This is a genomic window from Micromonospora sp. NPDC049903, assembly GCF_044460945.1.
Taxonomy (GTDB): Bacteria; Actinomycetota; Actinomycetes; order Mycobacteriales; family Micromonosporaceae; genus Micromonospora.
On record NZ_JBITKL010000001.1, the window covers coordinates 476,559 to 495,783 of the forward strand.

Annotated in this window: 18 protein-coding genes; 4 read left to right on the forward strand and 14 right to left on the reverse strand. The window is 70.5% G+C overall.

Annotated features, from left to right (window positions below; all coding sequences use genetic code 11):
- Positions 1-68: 68 nt before the first annotated feature.
- From ACIBO1_RS02160 to ACIBO1_RS02180, 5 genes are all read right to left on the reverse strand, one after another.
- The gene (locus ACIBO1_RS02160; protein ID WP_396741476.1) at positions 69-1,133 is read right to left on the reverse strand and encodes a BMP family protein; all 1,065 of its coding nucleotides are present in this window, start codon (positions 1,131-1,133) and stop codon (positions 69-71) included.
- Positions 1,134-1,408: 275 nt separating this feature from the next.
- Positions 1,409-1,750, reverse strand: a complete 342-nt coding sequence (locus tag ACIBO1_RS02165) for a hypothetical protein (RefSeq protein ID WP_396740751.1) — start codon at positions 1,748-1,750, stop codon at positions 1,409-1,411.
- Between the two features lie 50 nt (positions 1,751-1,800).
- A complete protein-coding gene (locus ACIBO1_RS02170; protein WP_396740753.1) occupies positions 1,801-2,673 on the reverse strand; it encodes a sugar ABC transporter permease in 873 nt (290 codons plus the stop codon).
- Positions 2,673-3,692, reverse strand: coding sequence for a carbohydrate ABC transporter permease (locus ACIBO1_RS02175; RefSeq protein WP_396740755.1), 1,020 nt, complete (start codon positions 3,690-3,692; stop codon positions 2,673-2,675). Before ACIBO1_RS02175 ends, ACIBO1_RS02170 begins: the two co-directional genes overlap by 1 nt.
- 100 nt (positions 3,693-3,792) lie before the next feature.
- A complete protein-coding gene (locus tag ACIBO1_RS02180) occupies positions 3,793-5,097 on the reverse strand; it encodes an extracellular solute-binding protein (protein ID WP_396740756.1) in 1,305 nt (434 codons plus the stop codon).
- Between the two features lie 326 nt (positions 5,098-5,423).
- On the opposite strand from ACIBO1_RS02180, the gene ACIBO1_RS02185 reads away from it, so the two are divergent.
- Positions 5,424-6,506, forward strand: coding sequence for a LacI family DNA-binding transcriptional regulator (locus ACIBO1_RS02185; protein WP_396740758.1), 1,083 nt, complete (start codon positions 5,424-5,426; stop codon positions 6,504-6,506).
- Between the two features lie 205 nt (positions 6,507-6,711).
- Positions 6,712-8,343, forward strand: a complete 1,632-nt coding sequence (locus ACIBO1_RS02190; protein ID WP_396740760.1) for a glycoside hydrolase family 13 protein — start codon at positions 6,712-6,714, stop codon at positions 8,341-8,343.
- A gap of 126 nt (positions 8,344-8,469) precedes the next feature.
- Here the strand turns inward: ACIBO1_RS02190 and ACIBO1_RS02195 are convergent, their stop codons facing one another.
- The 5 genes from ACIBO1_RS02195 to ACIBO1_RS02215 are packed head-to-tail and all read right to left on the reverse strand — an operon-like array spanning position 8,470 to position 12,541.
- Positions 8,470-8,907 carry a hypothetical protein gene (locus ACIBO1_RS02195; protein WP_396740762.1) on the reverse strand — a complete coding sequence of 146 codons (438 nt, stop codon included), beginning with the start codon at positions 8,905-8,907 and terminating at the stop codon, positions 8,470-8,472.
- Positions 8,908-8,961: 54 nt separating this feature from the next.
- Entirely contained in the window at positions 8,962-9,885 is a 924-nt protein-coding gene (locus tag ACIBO1_RS02200) for a YihY/virulence factor BrkB family protein (RefSeq protein ID WP_396740764.1), read from the reverse strand.
- A 3-nt stretch (positions 9,886-9,888) separates the two neighbouring features.
- The gene (locus ACIBO1_RS02205; protein ID WP_350695842.1) at positions 9,889-10,434 is read right to left on the reverse strand and encodes a 2'-5' RNA ligase family protein; all 546 of its coding nucleotides are present in this window, start codon (positions 10,432-10,434) and stop codon (positions 9,889-9,891) included.
- 49 nt (positions 10,435-10,483) lie between these two features.
- Complete coding sequence (gene trpS, locus ACIBO1_RS02210; protein WP_396740766.1) at positions 10,484-11,509, reverse strand: tryptophan--tRNA ligase; 1,026 nt, start codon at positions 11,507-11,509, stop codon at positions 10,484-10,486.
- Between the two features lie 33 nt (positions 11,510-11,542).
- A complete protein-coding gene (locus ACIBO1_RS02215; RefSeq protein ID WP_396740768.1) occupies positions 11,543-12,541 on the reverse strand; it encodes a hemolysin family protein in 999 nt (332 codons plus the stop codon).
- A gap of 116 nt (positions 12,542-12,657) precedes the next feature.
- Between ACIBO1_RS02215 and galE the strand changes: the two genes are divergently transcribed.
- Positions 12,658-13,641 carry a UDP-glucose 4-epimerase GalE gene (gene galE, locus ACIBO1_RS02220; RefSeq protein WP_396740769.1) on the forward strand — a complete coding sequence of 328 codons (984 nt, stop codon included), beginning with the start codon at positions 12,658-12,660 and terminating at the stop codon, positions 13,639-13,641.
- The gene (gene galK, locus ACIBO1_RS02225; RefSeq protein WP_396740771.1) at positions 13,638-14,795 is read left to right on the forward strand and encodes a galactokinase; all 1,158 of its coding nucleotides are present in this window, start codon (positions 13,638-13,640) and stop codon (positions 14,793-14,795) included. Before galE ends, galK begins: the two co-directional genes overlap by 4 nt.
- Positions 14,796-15,448: 653 nt before the next feature.
- Here galK and cysN read toward each other — a convergent pair.
- The 4 genes from cysN to pth form a co-directional block, all read right to left on the reverse strand.
- Positions 15,449-16,768, reverse strand: coding sequence for a sulfate adenylyltransferase subunit CysN (gene cysN / locus ACIBO1_RS02230; protein ID WP_350695850.1), 1,320 nt, complete (start codon positions 16,766-16,768; stop codon positions 15,449-15,451).
- Entirely contained in the window at positions 16,768-17,679 is a 912-nt protein-coding gene (cysD, locus tag ACIBO1_RS02235; protein ID WP_396740773.1) for a sulfate adenylyltransferase subunit CysD, read from the reverse strand. Before cysD ends, cysN begins: the two co-directional genes overlap by 1 nt.
- 74 nt (positions 17,680-17,753) lie before the next feature.
- Entirely contained in the window at positions 17,754-18,575 is an 822-nt protein-coding gene (locus ACIBO1_RS02240) for an inositol monophosphatase family protein (RefSeq protein WP_396740775.1), read from the reverse strand.
- A gap of 30 nt (positions 18,576-18,605) precedes the next feature.
- Positions 18,606-19,196, reverse strand: coding sequence for an aminoacyl-tRNA hydrolase (pth, locus tag ACIBO1_RS02245; protein ID WP_396740777.1), 591 nt, complete (start codon positions 19,194-19,196; stop codon positions 18,606-18,608).
- Positions 19,197-19,225 lie beyond the last annotated feature (29 nt).

The window sequence follows — 19,225 nt, forward strand, 5'->3', positions numbered from 1 at the left end:
CGGCCGGATCATGGGCTCCGCGTACCGGTCGCCCTGGTGATCGTCTCACCGGGGCGACCGGTGACGGGTCACTTCGGCTGGGCGGCCGACTCGACCTTGACGGTGCCCGCGGCGATGTCCGCCTTCAGCTTGTCGACCTCGGCCTTGAGCTCGGCCGGGACCTTGCTGTCGAACTCGTGGTACGGGGCGATCGAGACGCCGTCGTTGGCCAGCGTGCCGACGAAGCCCTCCTCGGCGTTGAGCTTCTCGCCACCGGCGGCCTTGAGCACGGCCTCCTTGACGGCGCCCGGGATGTTCTTCACCACGGTGGTGATGATCGCCGAGCAGTCCGGCGTGCTCTCGCAGCCGTCGACGTCCACCCAGATGGTGTTGTACTTGCCGCCGGAGGCCTTGGCCGCACCGGTGGTGCCCAGGCCGGCGCCGCCGGCGACCGGCATGATGATGTCCGCGCCCTGGGCGACCAGCGCGTCGCTGACCTTCTTGCCCTCGTCCTGCTTGATGAAGTCGTTCGTGAACGACCCGTTCTGGGTCTGCTTGTTCCAGCCCAGGGCCTGCACGTTGGCGCTCTTGGCCTGGTTGTAGTGCGCGACGCCGTCGACGAAGCCGTCCATGAAGATGGTCACCGGCGGGATCTTCATGCCGCCGTAGGTGGCCACCTTGCCGCTCTCGCTCATGCCGGCGGCGACGTATCCGGCGAGGAAGCCGGCCTGGGCGGTGTCGAACTCCATCGGGTAGACGTTGCCCACCCCGGGGTTGGCGTCGACGATCGCGAACTGCTGGTCCGTGTTCGCCTCGGCGATCTTCTTGGTGGCGTCGGTCATCAGGCCACCGACGGCCAGGATGAAGTTGCAGTCCTGGTTCACGTACTGGGTGAGGTTCGGCTCGTAGTCCGCCTCGGCCTTGGACGCGGTGTTCTTGATCTCGATGTTGCTGTTCTCAGCCTTGGCGTCCTGCAGGCCCTTCCAGGCCGAGGCGTTGAACGACTTGTCGTCGATGCCGCCGACGTCGGTGACCATACAGGCGGTGAACTTCTCGCCGCCCGAACCGGCGTTGTTGTCCTCATCCGGGGCCTCGCCACAGGCGGCGGCGCTCAGTACGAGCCCACCAGCCGCGATGACCGAGGCGATCCGCATCCCACGCACCGAGCGCAAGACGTCTCCTTCCCACTGCACACCGCGTGGTTGCGGTGGCTGCCCTTGAACCGGCCTGCGCTGTGCCGCCGGCATCCCACGTTACGGACGCAGAGCGTACGCCCGCGCCCACCTGCCGAACGACAATCGTGCAGGACTGTTGGAGGCCTGTTACCCGTACGTAATGCTCCGGTGGGGCAGATCACTCAGGGCGGCGGCAGGCGGGCGGGGCTGCGTCCGTTAAGTCCGCTTCCAGCGGAGATCGGCGGGCTCGCCGCTCATCGCCAGAAGACCGCGACCGCGGCGTTGACCAGGGTCAATCCCACGATGGCGAGGAAGTGCCCCCGGTTGACTTCGTCCCGCTTGCGGGAGAAGAAGACCATTACGAAGATCATCAGCGCGAGCACCAGCTTCACGCCGAGCTTCGCCGGTGCCGGCTCGTCGCCGTCACGCAGCGGAGCCGACAGGCCGATGCCGGTGGCTAGTTGGATCACCGCGCCCCAGAGCATCGCGGCGTTGATCCGGATCTTGCCGGTGAGGTATTGGGCGATCGCGCCGCCGAGCAGCAGCGCGAAGCCGATCAGGTGGCCGTAGAGGAGGATGAGTCGAAGTGCTTCCACCCGGCCCATCCTGCCCTATCAACGACGGTTTGTAGTAGAGGGCCTTCCGGTCAGCCCTTCGTGCCTCCCGCGGTCAGGCCGGAGACGAGGTGCTTCTGGGCGAAGAAGAAGACCAGCCCGGCCGGGATCGTGACCAGGACGGCGGCGGCCGTCAGGTACTCCCACTGCGGGTTGAACTGCGGCACGAACTGCTGGAGCCCGTAGGCCAGGGTGAACTTGTTGTCGGTCTGGATGAAGGCCGACGCATACGCCACCTCGCCCCACGCGGTGAGGAAGGTGTAGAACGCGGTGACCGCCACCGCCGGGCGGGCCAGCGGCAGCACGACCCGCCAGAAGGTGGCGAACGGACCGCACCCGTCCAGCGCCGCCGCCTCGTCCAGCGAGGTCGGGATGGAGTCGAAGTAGCCCTTCAACATCCAGGCGCAGAACGGCACCGCAATGGTCAGGTACGCGATGATCAACGCGGGCATCGTGTTGATCAGCCCGAGCCGCGCCATGATCGTGTAGATCGGCACGATCAGGATGGCCACCGGGAACATCTGGGTGACCAGGAAGACCATCATCAGCGGCCGGCGACCCGGGAAGTTGAACCGGGACACCGCGTAGCCGGTGGTGGCCGACAGGAAGATGCCGATCCCCATGGTGAACGCCGCGACGATCACCGAGTTGAGGAACCACCGGGGGAAGTTGGTGCTGGTCAGCACGTAGCTGTAGTTGGCCAGCGTGGTGTCCCGGAACAACGTCAGCTCGCTGCTCTGGATCGCGTACCCGGGCTTGAGCGACGACAGCAGCACCCAGGCGATCGGGCCGACCGCGATCAGCGAGGCCAGGATCAACGTGCCGTGCAGCAGGACCGACTTCACCGGGGAACGGCGGCTGCGACCGGGTCTGCGCGCCTGCGCGGGGCTCTGTGCCTGCGCCATCACCACACCTCGCCTTGCTTGCGCAGGGCCCGCCGGTAGAACACCGAGAACACCAGCAGGATCGACAGGATCAGTACGCCGTACGTGGAGGCGAGCGAGTAGTTGCGGATGCCCTCGAACGCCGCCCGGTAGGCACCGGTCACCAGGATCTCGCTCTGTCCCGCCGGCTGCCCCTCGGTCACCAGGAAGATGATCGGGAACATGTTGAACGTCCAGATGGTGCCGAGCAGCACCACGGTCATGCTGACCGGACGCAGGCCGGGCAGGGTGATGTTGACGAACCGCTGCCACGGCGTGGCGCCGTCGATCTCGGCCGCCTCGTACAGCTCGGACGGGATGGTCTGCATCCCGCCGAGCAGGGCCACCATCATGAACGGCACGCCGAGCCAGATGTTGGTCACGATGGCGGTCAGCAGCGCCGTCCAGCGGTCGGCGAACCAGGAGACCGGGTCGATCCCGACCGCCGAGAGCAGGGCGTTGGCCAGGCCGAAGCGCTCGTTGAAGATGAACTTCCAGGCGAAGGCGCTGACGAAGGCCGGCACCGCCCAGGGCAGCACCAGCAGCACCCGGTACATGCTGCGGCCCCACATCGGCCGGTTCAGCATGGTGGCCAGACCGAGACCGAGACCGAAGTGGCAGGCCACGCAGACGAACGTCCAGATCAGCGTGGTGCCGGTCCACTGCCAGAATTCGCCGACCTGGCCGGTGAGGACGCGGACGTAGTTGTCGACGCCGACGAACTCCCACTTGTTGGGGTTGTCCCGGCAGACCTCGCTGCCGGTGATCGACTTGGTGCAGATCTCGGCGACCTGGTTGGCCTCGGTGAGATCGGTGAAGGAGAGCCAGATCCCGCGGAACAGCGGGTAGAAGATCAGTACCGCCAGGACGATCACGACGGGCAGCACCATCGCCCAGGCGTACCAGTGCTTGTCCCAACTGCGGCGCAGCCGGGACGTTCGAGCGGACCGGCCGGGCGGCGTCGTGGACGACGGCGCCGGGTCGGCTGTCACGGTGGTCATCAGCGCTCCCGAGGAGAAGTCCGGCAGGGGCGCGCGACCGCGACGGCCGCGCGACCCTGCCGGGTGCCGAAAGGTCACCGGCCGGAGCCGGCGCGGACGGTCAGAGCCCGTAGCCGGGCACGACCTCGGCCTTGTACTTCCGGGCGACGGTGTCCAGCGCGGCCTTCGGGTCCTTGTTCTGGATCAGGACCTCGGTGGCCATCTGGTCGAGCGGGCCGAAGAACTGACCGGCCTCGGGAATCCACGGGCGGCCCACACCGGCCTCCACGACCGGCTGGAACGCGGCCACGACCGGGTTGTTCTTGACCGGGTCGAGGGCGTACGCGGAGGTGCGGGTCGGCAGCAGGCCGAGCTTCTCGGACAGGAACGCCTGCGAGTCTGCGGAGCTCATGAACTTGACGAACGCGACGGCGGCGTCCACCTTCTCCTGCGGCATGCCGGACCAGATCACGTAGTTGTGGCCGCCGACCGGGCCACCGGCCCGCGCCGACCCGCCCGGCACCGGGGCGATGCCCAGGTTCTCCAGGCCACCGAAGCCGGGGGCCGACGTGACGTTGTTGACCTCCCACGGACCATTGATGATCATGGCGACCTTCTTCTCCTTGAAGAGGGTCATCATGGTGCCGTAGGCGTCGTTGGCGGACGGCTTGGCCGCCGCGCCGCTGGTGATCAGGTCCTTGGCGATCGCCAGCCCGGCCGCGTTCTGCTCCGAGTTGATGACGATCTTCTGGGTCGTGGTGTCGACCAGGTCGCCGCCCTCGCCGTACATGAAGGGCAGCATGAAGTAGCCGGCCGGGTTGACGTACACGCCCTCGGCGTCGGTCTTCTCCTTGACCGCCTGCGCGGCGGTCTTCAGCTCCGCCCAGGTCTTCGGCGGCGCACCGACGCCGGCCTGGCTGAGCAGCTCCTTGTTGTACATCAGTGCCAGGCTGTCGGTGACCTGCGGGACGCCGTACGTCTTGCCGTCGAACTTGTTGGAGGCCAGCGGCGTCTCCAGGAAGTCGGACTCATCGGCGAGCAGCTCGGAGCCGTCCAGCGCGTAGAGGTAGCCCAGCGAGGCGAACTCCGGCACCCAGGCCACCTCGGCGCGGAGGATGTCCGGAGCGCCGCTCTTGGCCTGCGCGGCGGTCTTGAACTTGTTCTGCGCCTCACCGAACGGGACCGACTGATAGTTGATCTTCACGTTCGGGTGCGTCTGGTTGAACTTGGCGATCAGTTCCTGGAACGCGGGGCCCTCGTTCTGCGGGTCCGAGGTGTCCCACCAGGTCAGCTCTGCGGTGAGGGAAGCGGGGTCGACGGTGGACTGCCCATCAGCCGGGTTGTCCTCTCCGCCGCCGCAGGCGGCGACGGAGAGGGCGAGGGTGGCGGAGGCGAGTACGGCGATCCCCCTGGCTGTGCGACGCATGTTCGCTCCTAGATTCCTGCCGGGTGTCGGCGGGACAGTAGCAAGAACTTTCGTAACTCGAAACCCCTTGCGAACATCACCGCAACAACCGAGCCGGATCCGCAACCTGACCGCTCCACAACTGCGGCTTTACCGGCATTTCGCAGGGCTCCCGCAGACGGTGGAGGGCAAGCGAATCACGCTCTGCGCACCGGAAAAGCACCCACCGTCCCGACGGTAGCCGTTGCGAGAGCACGTTTGCAGGGGCGAACCGCCGCCCGCTGCTCGATTCTGCAAGTTCTTGCCGGCCACTGCGCAAGAAGTTGAGGGTGAGCTACAGTGCGCCCATGCGCGCTCGCCTGTCCGACATAGCCCAGCAGGCCGACGTCAGCGAGGCCACGGTGTCGCGGGTGCTCAACGACCGACCCGGTGTGGCACCCGAGACCCGGCAGGCCGTCCTGACCGCCCTCGACGTGCTCGGCTACGAGCGCCCCGCCCGGCTCCGCAAGCGCAGTGCCGGGTTGGTCGGCCTGGTGGTGCCGGAGTTGGACAACCCGATCTTCCCGGCCTTCGCCCAGATCATCGAGTCGGCGCTGGCCCCGACCGGGTTCACCCCGGTGCTCTGCACCCAGACCCCCGGCGGCGTCCGCGAGGACGAGTACGTGGAGATGCTGCTCGACCGGCAGGTCTCCGGGATCGTCTTCGTCTCCGGGCTGCACGCCGACACCGCCGCCGACCACGACCGCTACCGCACCCTGATCGCCCGGCCACTGCCGATCGTCATGATCAACGGGTACGCCCCCGGCATCCCGGCCCCCTTCGTCTCCTGCGACGACCGCGAGGCGGCGGAGTTGGCCGTGTCGCACCTGGGCGCCCTGGGCCACCGCCGGATCGGCCTGATCACCGGGCCGGACCGGTTCGTGCCGGTGCAGCGCAAGGTCAGCGGGTACAAGACCGCGATGAGTCGCCTCGTCCGGCTCGACGACGACGAGTTGCGCGAGCTGACCGAGCTTTCCCTGTTCGGCGTGGAGGGCGGCGAGGCCGCCGCCGGCCGCCTGATCGAGCGGGGCGCCACCGGGATCGTCTGCGGCTCGGACCTGATGGCACTCGGCGCGATCCGGGCCGCCCGGCAGCGCGGACTCTCCGTCCCGGAGGACCTGTCGGTGGTCGGTTACGACGACTCGCCGCTGATGGCGTTCACCGACCCGCCGCTGACCACCATGCGCCAGCCGGTGGCCGCGATGGCGGTCGCCGCGGTCCGGGCCCTGGTCGACGAGATCAACGGCCACGCCGCCCCGCACTCGGAGTACCTGTTCCGTCCCGAGCTGGTGGTCCGTGGCTCGACCGCGGTGGTCCGCCGCGACGGCAGCGCCCCGCAGGGCGACCCTGGTCGGCGACCGTCGTCGCCGGCGCTGTCCGTTCCGGCGTGACGCCGGACACCTGCCACCGCCTGCCCGTGTGAAATCGGGCTGATTCCGGCCGCCCACCGCCCATCGGCGCGGCACATCCACCGCCGACCTTGCGCAAGGAATGCTTGACTCTTGCAGCGGCATCGCGGCATTCTTCTCAGACACCCGCGCCACCTCGCCCATGCCCGGGTGCCGCCGTCCCGCACCACAGAACGGGGAACACCCGATGACCGTCAGCCCTCCGTCGCCGCTGACCTCCGACGCCGACTGGTGGCGATCCGCCGTCGTCTACCAGGTCTACGTCCGCAGCTTCGCCGACTCCGACGGCGACGGCATCGGTGATCTCCAGGGCATCCGCGAACGCCTGCCCTACCTACGTGACCTCGGGGTGGACGCGCTCTGGCTGACCCCGTTCTACACCTCGCCGATGGTCGACGGCGGCTACGACGTGGCCGACTACCGCGACGTCGACCCGATGTTCGGCACCCTCGGCGACTTCGAAGCGATGATCACCGACGCGCACGCGCTCGGCCTGCGGATCATCGTGGACCTGGTCCCGAACCACACCTCCGACCGGCACCCGTGGTTCCAGGCCGCGCTGGCCGCCGCCCCCGGCTCCGCCGAGCGGGCGCGGTATCTCTTCGCCGACGGCAAGGGCGCACACGGTGAGCAGCCCCCGAACGACTGGGAGAGCATCTTCGGCGGCCCCGCCTGGACCCGGGTCCCCGACGGCCAGTGGTACCTGCACCTGTTCGACCCGGCCCAGCCCGACCTGAACTGGCGCCACCGGGAGGTACGCGCCGAGTTCGAGGACGTGCTGCGGTTCTGGCTGGACCGTGGCGTCGACGGATTCCGCATCGACGTGGCCCACGGCATGATCAAGGCGGAGGGGTTGCCGGACGTCGGCTTCAGCTCGATGACCACCGGCCGCCGCCAGTCTGAACTACTCGGCAAGGGCCGCCTGCCCTACTTCGACCAGGACGAGGTGCACGACATCTACCGCGCCTGGCGCCCCATCCTGGACAGCTACCCCGGCCACCGGATGGCGGTGGCCGAGGCGTGGGCGGAGACCCCGCAGCGGCTGGCCCGCTACATCGGCCCGGACGAGCTGCACCAGGCGTTCAGCTTCGACTTCCTCGACGCCACCTGGTCGGCCGACTCGTTCCGCAAGGTGATCGACACCGCGTTGGGCGAGTCCACCATCGTCGGCGCCCCCACCACCTGGGTGCTCTCCAACCACGACCGGCAACGGCACGTCACCCGGTACGGCGACGGAGAGGCCGGGCTGCGCCGGGCCCGCGCCGCCGCGCTGCTGATGCTCGCCCTGCCCGGGTGCGCCTACCTCTATCAGGGCGAGGAACTGGGGCTGCCCGAGGTGCTCGACCTGCCCGACGAGCTGCGTCAGGACCCCGCCTTCCTGCGTACCGGGGAAAGCCGGGACGGCTGCCGGGTCCCGATCCCGTGGAGCGGCGACCTGGCGCCGTACGGCTTCGGACCGGCCGGCAGCGCGCTGAGCTGGCTACCGGCCCCGGCGACCTGGCAGGCCCTCTCGGTCGCCGCACAGTCCGACGTGCCCGGCTCGACCCTGGAGCTGTACCGGACGGCGCTGCGGATCCGGCACACCCATCCGGCGTTGGCCGGCACCGGCGGCATCACCTGGCGGCAGACCGGCCCGGACGTGCTCGCGTTCCACCGGGAGGTCGGCGCCACGGTGCTGACCTGTGTGGTGAACACCGGCGACTCGCCGCTGCTGATCGACGGGTACGGCACGCCGCTCGTGGCCAGCGCGCCGCTCACCGAACGCGACGGCGGCCACCTGCTCCCCGGCGACACGGCCGCCTGGTTCGAACGGCGCTGACCGGGGTATCACCTCGACGACCTGGTCCCCTGGGGCGACCGGGACGACGACCCCTTGTGGTGGGGGGTGTGGTGCTGGCACCGGTGCCCGGACGACGACGTCCGGGCACCGGTTGCCGGGTGGTCGTCAGCCCCCGGGCAGCCGCGTCGCGATCCGGGCGAACCCGGCCCGCAGCTCCGCCTCGTCCGGCACCGGCAGCGGCCCGCTCGCGTCCTCCCGCTCGGCCGCCGCCATCTCCTCCTCGTCGACGAGGTCCTCGTAGTCGCCGTACAGGTCGGCCTCGTCCACCCGGACCGTCTCGTCGGTGGCGGCGAGCTGCGCGGCGGCGATCTCGCCACGGATCTGCGCCACGTTCACGGCCGGCACCAGCGGCTCGACCACCGCCATCAACTGCTCCTCGGCCACCACCGCCTCGGCCAGCGCCAACGCGTGCGGCCGCTCGTACGGCCCGCAGACCACCGGCTCCCACTCGTCGGCGTCACCGAGCGGCCCGAACGTGATGATCCACGGCAGGTCGAGCAGCGGTGAATCGGTCGGCAGGTCCAACGTCACGAGTGCCCCCACGGGCCCATCATCGTCGGTGGCCGACGAGGTCGGGGCGGGTTCCTCACATCACGGTCAGCCGGCCCCGCCCGGGGTGCCGGGATCACTCTCCACGTCGAGGTCGACCGGTCGGGGGCGGCTGGCCAGGTCGACCACCTGGCCGCGCCGGCTGGTCGCGGCCAGCGCGGCACCGAAGAGCACCAACTGGTTGAGCAGGTAGAGATAGACCAGCAGACCCACGGCGGTGGCCACCACGGTGTACGCCGGGTTGTGCTCCACCCGCCCCACCCAGAACCGCCCGACGGTGTTGAGCAGCGTGATGCCGACCGCGACGAGCAACACCACCGGCCGCAGCCGGGCCCGGCTCATCCGCAGCCGGGGCACCGCCACCAGCAGCAGCGTCGCCAGCACCGCGTTCACCACCACGCTGAGCACCGCGCTGACCGTGGTCAGCCCGACCGAGCCGGTGCTGCGCAGCAGGAACCGCAGCAGCGTCTCCAGCGCGTCGACCGCCGCCACCGAGATGCCGAGCAGCACGAAGACCACGAGCAGGACGCCGAGGTCGACCAGGCGGCGGACGATCAGGTTGCCGGGATGCTGGTCCAGCCCGTGGATCAGCCGCTGCGACGAGCGGATCGCCTCCACCCAGCCGATCCCGGTCAGGACCAGGATCAGCAGACCGACCACGCCGACCGTGCCGCTGCTCTCGGCCACCTGCGCCGGGTCGAGGAAGGGCAGGTTCTCCCGGAGGAACTCCTCCGCCCCGGCGCGTACCTCGTCGTTCTCGTCGAGGATGGCGCCGAAGGCCGCGTACGACACCAGGGCGAGGGCGAAGACCGCGAAGAACCCGTAGTAGGCGATCGCGGCGGCCAGCCGCCCGCCGTGCAGGTCGGTGTAGCGCACCCCGGCCCGCCACAGGTGCCCGAAGGCCGGGGAGCGGTGGCGGGCGGCCCGCAACCCACGGTCGACGCCCGCCTCGACCCGCCCCAGCACGTTCACCGGTCAGCCGCCCAGCCGGAAGTCCCGGCGGGGTTGCCACCGGGTCTGCCCGCTGTGCGAGAACAGGGTGAAGCCCTCCACCTCGAACATCGCGGAGAAGTCGGCCAGGTCCTCGTATGCCCGGTCGAGGGCCTCCGGCGCGACGTCCTGGGCCACCGTCACGTGTGGATGGTAGGGAAAGCGCAGCTCACGGCGGAGCTGAGGGGCCGAATTGATCGCGGCGGCGAGCAGTTCGCACTCGCTGATGCCGGCCGCCACCGTCACGAAGACCACCTGCGTCACCGGCCGGAAGGTGCCGGTGCCGCGCAGGTGCAGGGTGAACGGCAGGTGCTCGGCGGCGACCCGGTCGAGGTGCCGTTCCACCTCCGGCAGTGCGGAGACCGGGATCTCGGTCGGCCCGAGCAGGGTGACGTGGGCCGGCACCGTGTTCGGGTCGCCGGAGGCCAGTCGACGTCGGGTCAGCTCGCCGCCCCACGGCTCGGGGATGTCGACCGCGATGCCGATCTGGACGATGTCACCGGTCGACGGGACACCGCTGCCCTGATCCACGCTCCGCGTCACCTCTCCGGCCACCGACTGCTCGCCCTCGTGCGGGCGACTACTCGCCGCGTACCGGCGGGAAGAAGCCCACCCGCTCGTACGCGGTCCGCAGCGTCGGCGCCGCCACCGACCTGGCCTTCTCCGCACCGGCCGCGAGGAGCTTGTCGAGCTGGGCCGGGTCGTCGAGGTACGCGCGGGTGCGCTGCTGGATCGGGGTGACGAAGTCCCGCACCACCTCGCCGAGGTCCTTCTTGAGATCGCCGTAGCCCTTGCCGGCGTACGCGGCGACCAGGTCGTCGATGCCGCGCCCGCTCAGCGCGGAGAAGATGGTGAGCAGGTTGGAGACGCCCGGCTTGGTCTCGGCGTCGAAGACGATGTCCCGGCCGGTGTCGGTGACCGCCGAGCGGATCTTCTTGGCCGACCGGGCCGGGTCCTCCAGCAGGTCGACGATGCCGCCCGGGGAGGACGACGACTTCGACATCTTGGCCGTCGGGTCCTGTAGGTCGGTGATCTTGGCGGTCTCCTTCACGATGTGCGGCGCGGGCACCGTGAAGGTCTTGCCGAACAGCGAGTTGAACCGCTGCGCCAGGTCACGGGAGAGCTCCAGGTGCTGCCGCTGGTCCTCACCGACCGGCACGGCGTGGGCCTGGTAGAGCAGGATGTCCGCCGCCTGCAGGATCGGGTACGTGAACAGCCCGACGCTGGCCCGCTCGTTGCCCTGCTTCTGGGACTTGTCCTTGAACTGCGTCATCCGGCTGGCCTCACCGAAGCCGGTGATGCAGCCCAGCACCCAGGCCAACTGCGCGTGCTCGGGCACCTGCGACTGCACGAACAGGGTGCAGCGTTCCGGGTCCAGCCCGACGGCGAGCAGTTGCGCGGCGGCCGTCCGCGACCGCTGGAGCAACACCTTCGGCTCGTGCCCCGCCGTGATCGCGTGCTGGTCGACCACGCAGTAGAAGGCGTCGTGCGACTCCTGCAACGCCACCCAGTGCCGGACCGCGCCCAGATAGTTGCCGAGGTGGAACGAGTCGGCCGTCGGCTGGATGCCGGAGAAGACGCGAGGTCGGGCGGGAACGTCGGACATGCCGCCGATTCTGTCAGCAACACCCGGCGTCCGTCATGACGGGCCGGCAGGTCGCGCCCGCTCGACGACGCCACCCGGATCGCGACGCTGTTCCGGCAGGCGGGCGACGGTGACCGCGAGCCGGGCCACCCGGCGGCCCTCCAGTGTGAGCACCCGCAGCAGCCAGCCGCCGGGGGCGGGATCGTCGCCCGCCCCGGGCACCGGGATCTCGTCGCCCGGCCCGGGCAACCGGCCGAGCGACGCCATCACGAAGCCACCCACCGTCTCGTACGGACCGTGCGGCAGGTGCACGCCGGTGCGCTCGGCGAAGTCGGTCAGGTTGAGCCGGCCGTCGACCACCGTGGGCAGGCCCGCGAGGGCTGGTTCGGGCGTGTCGGCGTACTCGTCGTGGATCTCGCCGACCAGTTCCTCGATGAGGTCCTCGCAGGTGACGATGCCGGCGGTGCCGCCGTACTCGTCGATCACCACGGCCAGGTGGTGTCCCTCCCGCCGCATCTCGGTCAGCGCGGCGAGTACCCGCTTGCTGGCCGGCAACCGCTTGACCTCCCGGGCCAGCTCGCCGACGGTGGTGCCCGGGTCGCGGTCCGGGCGCAGCAGCACGTCGCGCAGGTGCACCACACCGACCACGTCGTCGTGGGTGCCGTCGACCACCGGATAGCGGGTGTGCGTGCCGGCCCGGACCAGGGGTGCGGCCTCGGCGACGGTCAGCGCCGCGGAGAGGAACACCACCTCGGTGCGGGGCATCATCACCTCGCGGACCAGGCTGGCGCCGGCCATCAGCACCTCGTCGATGATGCGGCGGCCGACCGGGTCGAGCACGGTGTTCGCGGCGACCAGATCCCGCAGCTCGGCCTCGCTGATGCGTTCCCGTCCGGCGGCCGACCCGGCGCCGAGCAGGTCGGTGACGAGTCGCAGGGTGCCGTCGGCCGCCCGCACCACCACCCGGGCGACGGCTCTGGCCACCGGCCCGGGCTGGCGGCGGGACCGCTGTGCGCCCCGTCGCCTGGGTCCGCGCCGACGCGCTGCCCGCATGACAGTGATGGTAGTCAGCGGGACGCGCCCTGGCGGTGTTCGACTCTGTTCAGAAATGGTTGGTCGTGGTGGAGTTGTAGGGTGACCACCACAGGTCCAGGTAGGAGGAGAGCGACGTGAAACTGCTCGTCACCGGCGGCGCCGGCTTCATCGGGAGCGTGGTGACCCGGATGCTGCTCGACGCCGGGCACGACGTGGTGGTCCTAGACGACCTGTGCACCGGCCACCGGGAGGCGCTCGCGCCCGATGCCGTCCACGTCGAGGCCGGCATCCACGACGCGGCCCGGGTACTCACCCCGCAGGCGGGATTCGACGGCGTGCTGCACTTCGCCGCCCTGATCGCCGCCGGCGAGTCGATGACCGCCCCGGAGAAGTACTGGCACACCAACACCGTCGGGTCGCTGGCGCTGATCGACGCCGTGCGCGCCGCCGGCGTACCCCGGATGGTCTTCTCCTCCACCGCCGCCGTCTACGGCAACCCGACCGAGCTGCCCATTCCGGAGACCGCCGTCAAGGCCCCGACCAACACGTACGGCGCGACCAAGCTCGCCGTCGACATGGCGCTCACCTCCGAGGCGATCGGGCACGGCCTGGCCGCCGTCTCGCTGCGCTACTTCAACGTCGCCGGGGCGCACCTCGACGGCGACACCGCCCTCGGCGAACGGCACGACCCGGAGACCCACCTCATCCCCATCGCGCTGGAGGTGGCCGCCGACCGGCGGGAGAAGCTGCAACTCTTCGGCGACGATTACCCCACCGCCGACGGCACCTGCGTCCGCGACTACATCCACGTCGCCGACCTGGCCCGCGCCCACCTGCTCGCCCTCGACGCGGCCACCTCGGGACGGCACCGCATCTACAACCTCGGCAACGGCAACGGCTTCACCAACCGGCAGGTAGTCGAGGTGGTCCGCGAGGTCACCGGCCACCCGGTGCCGGTGGAGGTGGCACCGCGCCGCGAGGGCGACCCGGCCGAACTGGTCGCCTCCTCCGCGCTGGCCCGCGCCGAGCTGGACTGGGAGCCACGCAAGCCGACCCTGCACGACATGGTCACCGACGCCTGGGCCTTCTACCGCGCGCACGTGCTGGAACGGCCGTGACCGACGTCGCCGCCCGCGCCGAGGCCGGCTTCCGGCAGGTGTACGCCGAGCCACCCGCCGGCCGCTGGGCGGCCCCCGGACGGGTCAACCTGATCGGCGAGCACACCGACTACAACGACGGCTTCGTGCTGCCGTTCGCGCTGCCGCTGCGCACCGTCGTCACCGCGGCGCCCCGGCCCACCGAGGACTGGACGGTCTGGTCCGAACTGACCGGCGAGACGGTCGACTTCGGCCTCGACGAGGTGGCCGCACCCGGCCGGGTCACCGGCTGGGCCGCGTACGTGGCCGGGGTGGTGTGGGCGCTGCGCGAGGCCGGTCATCCCGTCCCCGGCGCCCGGCTGGCCGTCGCCTCCGACGTGCCGCTCGGCGCCGGTCTGTCCTCCTCGGCCGCGCTGGAGGCCGCCGTGCTCACCGCGCTGGTCGACCTCGGCGGGCTGGACCTGCCCGCCGCACACCAGCCCCGGCTGGCGCAGCGCGCCGAGAACCACTACGTCGGCGCACCCACCGGCATCATGGACCAGTCGGCCGCGATCCGCTGCCGGGCCGGTCACGCCCTCTTCCTCGACTGCCGCACCGAGCAGGTGGACCACATCCCGTTCGACCTGGACCACAACGGCCTGGCGATCCTGGTGATCGACAGCCGTGCCCCCCACCGGCACGCCGACGGCGAGTACGCGTCCCGCCGCGCCACCTGCGAGAAGGCCGCGAGCCTGCTGGGCGTGCCGGCACTGCGGGACGTACCCGCCGACGCCCTGGACGACGCGCTGGCCCGGCTGCCCGACGACGAGACGCGCCGCCGGACCCGGCACGTGGTCACCGAGAACCAGCGGGTACGCGACAGCGTCGCCCTGCTGCGGGCCGGGGAGATCCGGCGGATCGGTCCCCTGCTCACCGCCTCGCACGCCTCCATGCGCGACGACTTCGCGATCACCGTCGGAGAGGTCGACACCGCCGTCGACACGGCGCTCGCCGCCGGGGCGCTCGGCGCGCGGATGACCGGCGGCGGCTTCGGCGGCTGCGTGCTGGCCCTGGTCGAGGCGGACCGGGCCGTCGAGGTGGGCGACGCCGTCGCCGCGGCCTACGCCGCCCGTGGCTACGCCACCCCCACCAGGTTCACCGTGCTCCCGTCCGCCGGCGCAACCCGCCTGGACTGACCCGCCCCGCCCGACCCGACCCGCAGACCCCGCGCAGCCGCCCGCAGCTCCGCAGGTGCCTCACGCGCCCGGGGTGTCTCGCAGGTCCGGGGTGTCTCACATTCCCGGGGCGTCTCGCAGGCCCAGGGGTCTCACAAGGCCGAGGGGCGGAGATCCTGGTGGCGGCGTTGGATCGGCTCGGTGTGGGTGCGTCCGCGCGGGAACGGGGGCGGGATGTCCCACAGTGTGCAGGGCGTCTCGCACGCCCGAGATGTCTCGCAGGTCCGGGGTGTCTGACCGGTCGGAGGTGTCTCGCAGGTCCGGGGTGTCTCCGCACGCCGCCTGTCGAGCTGATGGCGTGGACGCATCAGCTCGACACGCCGGCACCCCCATCACCCCGACGAGCTGACCCGACTCGCTCCCCGCCCTCACTCTCGCCGCATCGGTCCCACTCGCGCCGCATCCCGCTCCATGATCACGCTCGATCCTGGATGAAGTGGTCTCGGCCCGAGACGATGACCACTCGATCCTGGATCGAGCATGACCTTGCGACGAGTCGCCGCACCTTGGCTCATCGGGGGAGGGGGACGAGGGTGGCCAGCGTGATGAGGGTGGCCGGGGTGAGAGTGACGAGGGTGCGCCGTGGGGCTGGGGTCGCCCGGTCGGCCGTGTGCTCAGGCGGTCTCCACGATCATGGCGGCGCCGACGGTGCGGTTGGTGGTCTCGTCGATGATGACGAAACCACCGGTGGTCCGGTTGCGGCGGTACTCGTCGGCAAGCAGCGGGACGGTGGTCCGCAGCCGCACCCGGCCGATCTCGTTGAGCCGCAACTCGGTCGCCGCCTCGTCGCGGTGCAGCGAGTTGATGTCCAGGCGGTAATGCAGGCCGCGCACGATCGCCCGCGCCGACCGGGTGGTGTGCTTGATGGCGTACTTGCCGCCGACCTGCAACGGACGGCTCTCGTCCATCCAGCAGACCATCGCCTCGATGTCCTGCGCCACCGCCGGGGCGTTGTTCGGGCGGCAGATCATGTCGCCCCGCGAGATGTCGATCTCGTCGGTCAGCCGTACCGTCACCGACATCGGGGGGAACGCCTCCGCGACCGGCCCGTCGGCGGTCTCCACCGACGCGATCCGGCTGGTGAAGCCGGACGGCAGCACCATCACCTCGTCGCCCGGCTTGAGCACGCCCGAGGCGACCTGACCGGCGTAGCCGCGATAGTCGGTGACCACCCTCGACTGCGGCCGGATCACGTACTGCACCGGGAACCGGACGTCGACCAGGTTCCGGTCGCTGGCGATGTGCACCCGCTCCAGGTGGTGCAGCAGCGCCGGGCCTTCGTACCAGGGCATGCTCTCCGAGCGGGTGACGATGTTGTCGCCCTTCAGCGCGGAGATCGGCACCACGGTCAGGTCCGGCACGTCCAGCTTCGCCGCGAACGCGGTGAACTCGTCGGCGATCCGCTCGAAGACGTCCTGCGAGTAGTCCACCAGGTCCATCTTGTTGACGCAGAGCACCAGGTGCGGCACCCGCAGCAGCGAGCAGAGGAAGGCGTGCCGGCGGGACTGCTCGACCAGGCCCTTGCGGGCGTCCACCAGGATCAGCGCCAGGTCGGCGGTCGACGCCCCGGTGACCATGTTCCGGGTGTACTGGATGTGCCCCGGGGTGTCGGCGATGATGAACTTGCGCCGGGGCGTGGCGAAGTACCGGTACGCCACGTCGATGGTGATGCCCTGCTCCCGCTCGGCGCGCAGGCCGTCGGTGAGCAGCGCCAGGTTCGTGTACTCGTCGCCCCGGGCCGCGCTGACCGCCTCCACCGCGGCCAACTGGTCGGTGAACAGAGACTTCGTGTCGTACAGCAGCCGGCCGATCAGGGTCGACTTGCCGTCGTCGACACTGCCGGCGGTGGCGAAGCGCAGCAGGTCCATCGGTCGGCCTTCCGACCCGACGGCCCGGCCCTCGGCGTCGCCCGGCGCGAGCGTCTCGGTGGTCATCAGAAGTAGCCCTCCCGCTTGCGGTCCTCCATCGCGGCCTCGCTGACCCGGTCGTCACCCCGGGTGGCCCCGCGCTCGGTGATCCGGGTCGCGGCGACCTCCTCGATGACCTTCTCGACGGTGTCCGCGTCCGAACTCACCGCCGCGGTGCAGGAGGCGTCGCCGACGGTGCGGTAGCGCACCTGGGCCTTGAACCGTTCCTCCCCCGCCCGCGCGGGCAGGAACTCGTTGACCGCGTAGAGCATCCCGTCGCGCTCGATCACCTCGCGCTCGTGCGCGTAGTAGATCGACGGCAGCTCGATCCGCTCCCGGGCGATGTAGTGCCACACGTCCAACTCGGTCCAGTTGGAGAGCGGGAACACCCGGATCGACTCACCCGGGTGGTGCCGGCCGTTGTAGAGCGACCACAGCTCAGGCCGCTGGTTCTTCGGGTCCCACTGGCCGAACTCGTCGCGGAAGCTGAACACCCGCTCCTTGGCGCGGGCCTTCTCCTCGTCCCGCCGAGCCCCGCCGAAGAGGGCGTCGAAACGGTGCTTCTCCACCGCTTCGAGCAGCACCGGCGTCTGGATGCGGTTGCGCATCCCGTCCGCCGACTCGCGGACCAACCCGCTGGCCAGTGCCTCCGGCACGCTGGCCACCACGAGTTGCAGGTTCAGCTCGGCGACCCGCCGGTCCCGGTAGTCCAGCACCTCGGGGAAGTTGTGGCCGGTGTCGACGTGCATCACCGGAAAGGGGATCTGGGCCGGAGCGAACGCCTTCTGCGCCAGGCGCAGCATCACGATCGAATCCTTGCCACCGGAGAACAGCAGGACCGGCCGCTCCATCTCGGCGACCACCTCGCGCATCACGAAGATGCTCTCCGCCTCCAACGCGTCGAGATGCGTCACCTGGTAGGCAGCGGTGGCGGTCATGACACCGGCTCGATTCGCTCGGTCATCCGATTTCCAGACCTTTCCGGTCGGGGATGTCAGAAAGTAGCGCCAGGCTACCCGCAATGCCGGTGCAACGCTGCAAGTAACCGGCTGGCGAGATCCGCCCGGCACACCAGCAGGTCAGGCAGACGCGGGTCGGCCTCGTTGTATTTCAGCGCAGAACCGTCGATCCGGGAAGCATGCAGTCCGGTGGCCGTCGCCACAGCCACCGGCGCCGCCGAGTCCCACTCGTACTGGCCCCCGGCGTGGATATAGGCGTCCACCTCGCCGGTGACCACCGCGGCGATCTTCGCGCCGGCCGATCCCATCGGCACCAACTCCGCCCCGACCTCCTCGGCGAGGTCGGTCAGGAACACCGGCGGCCGACTCCGGCTGGCCGCCAGACGCAGCCGCCGGTGCGCCCCCCCGGCCCCCTCCGCCGGGTACGCCGGCGGCGCGTCCGTGGCCAGCACCTGCTGCTGTGCCGGTAATCCGACAGCACCCGCCACCAGACCGTGCGACGTCGACGCGTCCCGCGCCCAGAGCGCCACGTGCACCGCCCAGTCCGCACGCCCCTCCTCGCTGAACTCGCGGGTACCGTCCAGCGGGTCGATGATCCACACCCGCTCGGCGGTCAGCCGGGAGAGCGACGCCTCGTTCACCTCGGCCGTCCACGCCAGCCGGGAACCCTCGTCCTCCTCGGAGAGCACCGCGTCACCCGGACGCCACTTCGCCAACTCGGTCCGGATCAGGTCGTGCGAGACCTTGTCCCCCGCCGCCTTCAAGGCACCGGCGTCGGCGAACCCCGTCTCCGCCCGCAGTCGCAGCAACGCCTGACCGGCGCGGCCCGCCAACCACCGCGCGAACGCCCCGTCGGCCATGGGTGGACTGCTCATACTCTGGGCTCCCGTCGTCACAGCCGCACCTCACGCACCGTGGTAGAGGTTCTGCGTCGGTTCGACGCCTCGGATGACCACGGATTCCACCACGTCCGCCGCCCGATCCACCAGGAAGTCCAACTCCTTGCGCTCCGCCGCGCCGAAATCCGACAGCACGTAGTCCGCCGGATCCTGCCGCCCCGGCGGCCGCCCGATGCCGAACCGCACCCGCACGTAGTCCTTGGTGCCCAGCGACTTCGACATCGAGCGCAGACCGTTGTGCCCGCCCTCGCCGCCACCGCACTTCACCCGCACCTGGCCGTACGCGATGTCCAGCTCGTCGTGCACCGCGATCACCTGACCCGGCGGCACCTTGTGGAACTGGGCCAGACCGGCCACCGGCCCACCCGAAAGGTTCATGTACGTCAACGGCTTGACCAGCACCAACTTCGGGCCACCCAACCCGAGGCGCCCCTCGGCGACCTCCGCCACCGCCCGCTTGTGCCGACCGAACCGGTCGCCCAGCCGACCCGCCAACAGATCCGCGACCAGGAAACCGACGTTGTGCCGGTTACCCGCGTACTCCCGGCCCGGATTGCCCAGACCGACCACCAGCCAGGGCCCGGTCTCCTCCGTCACCGCCCGCCCCTTCCCTCGTCCCGGCGGAC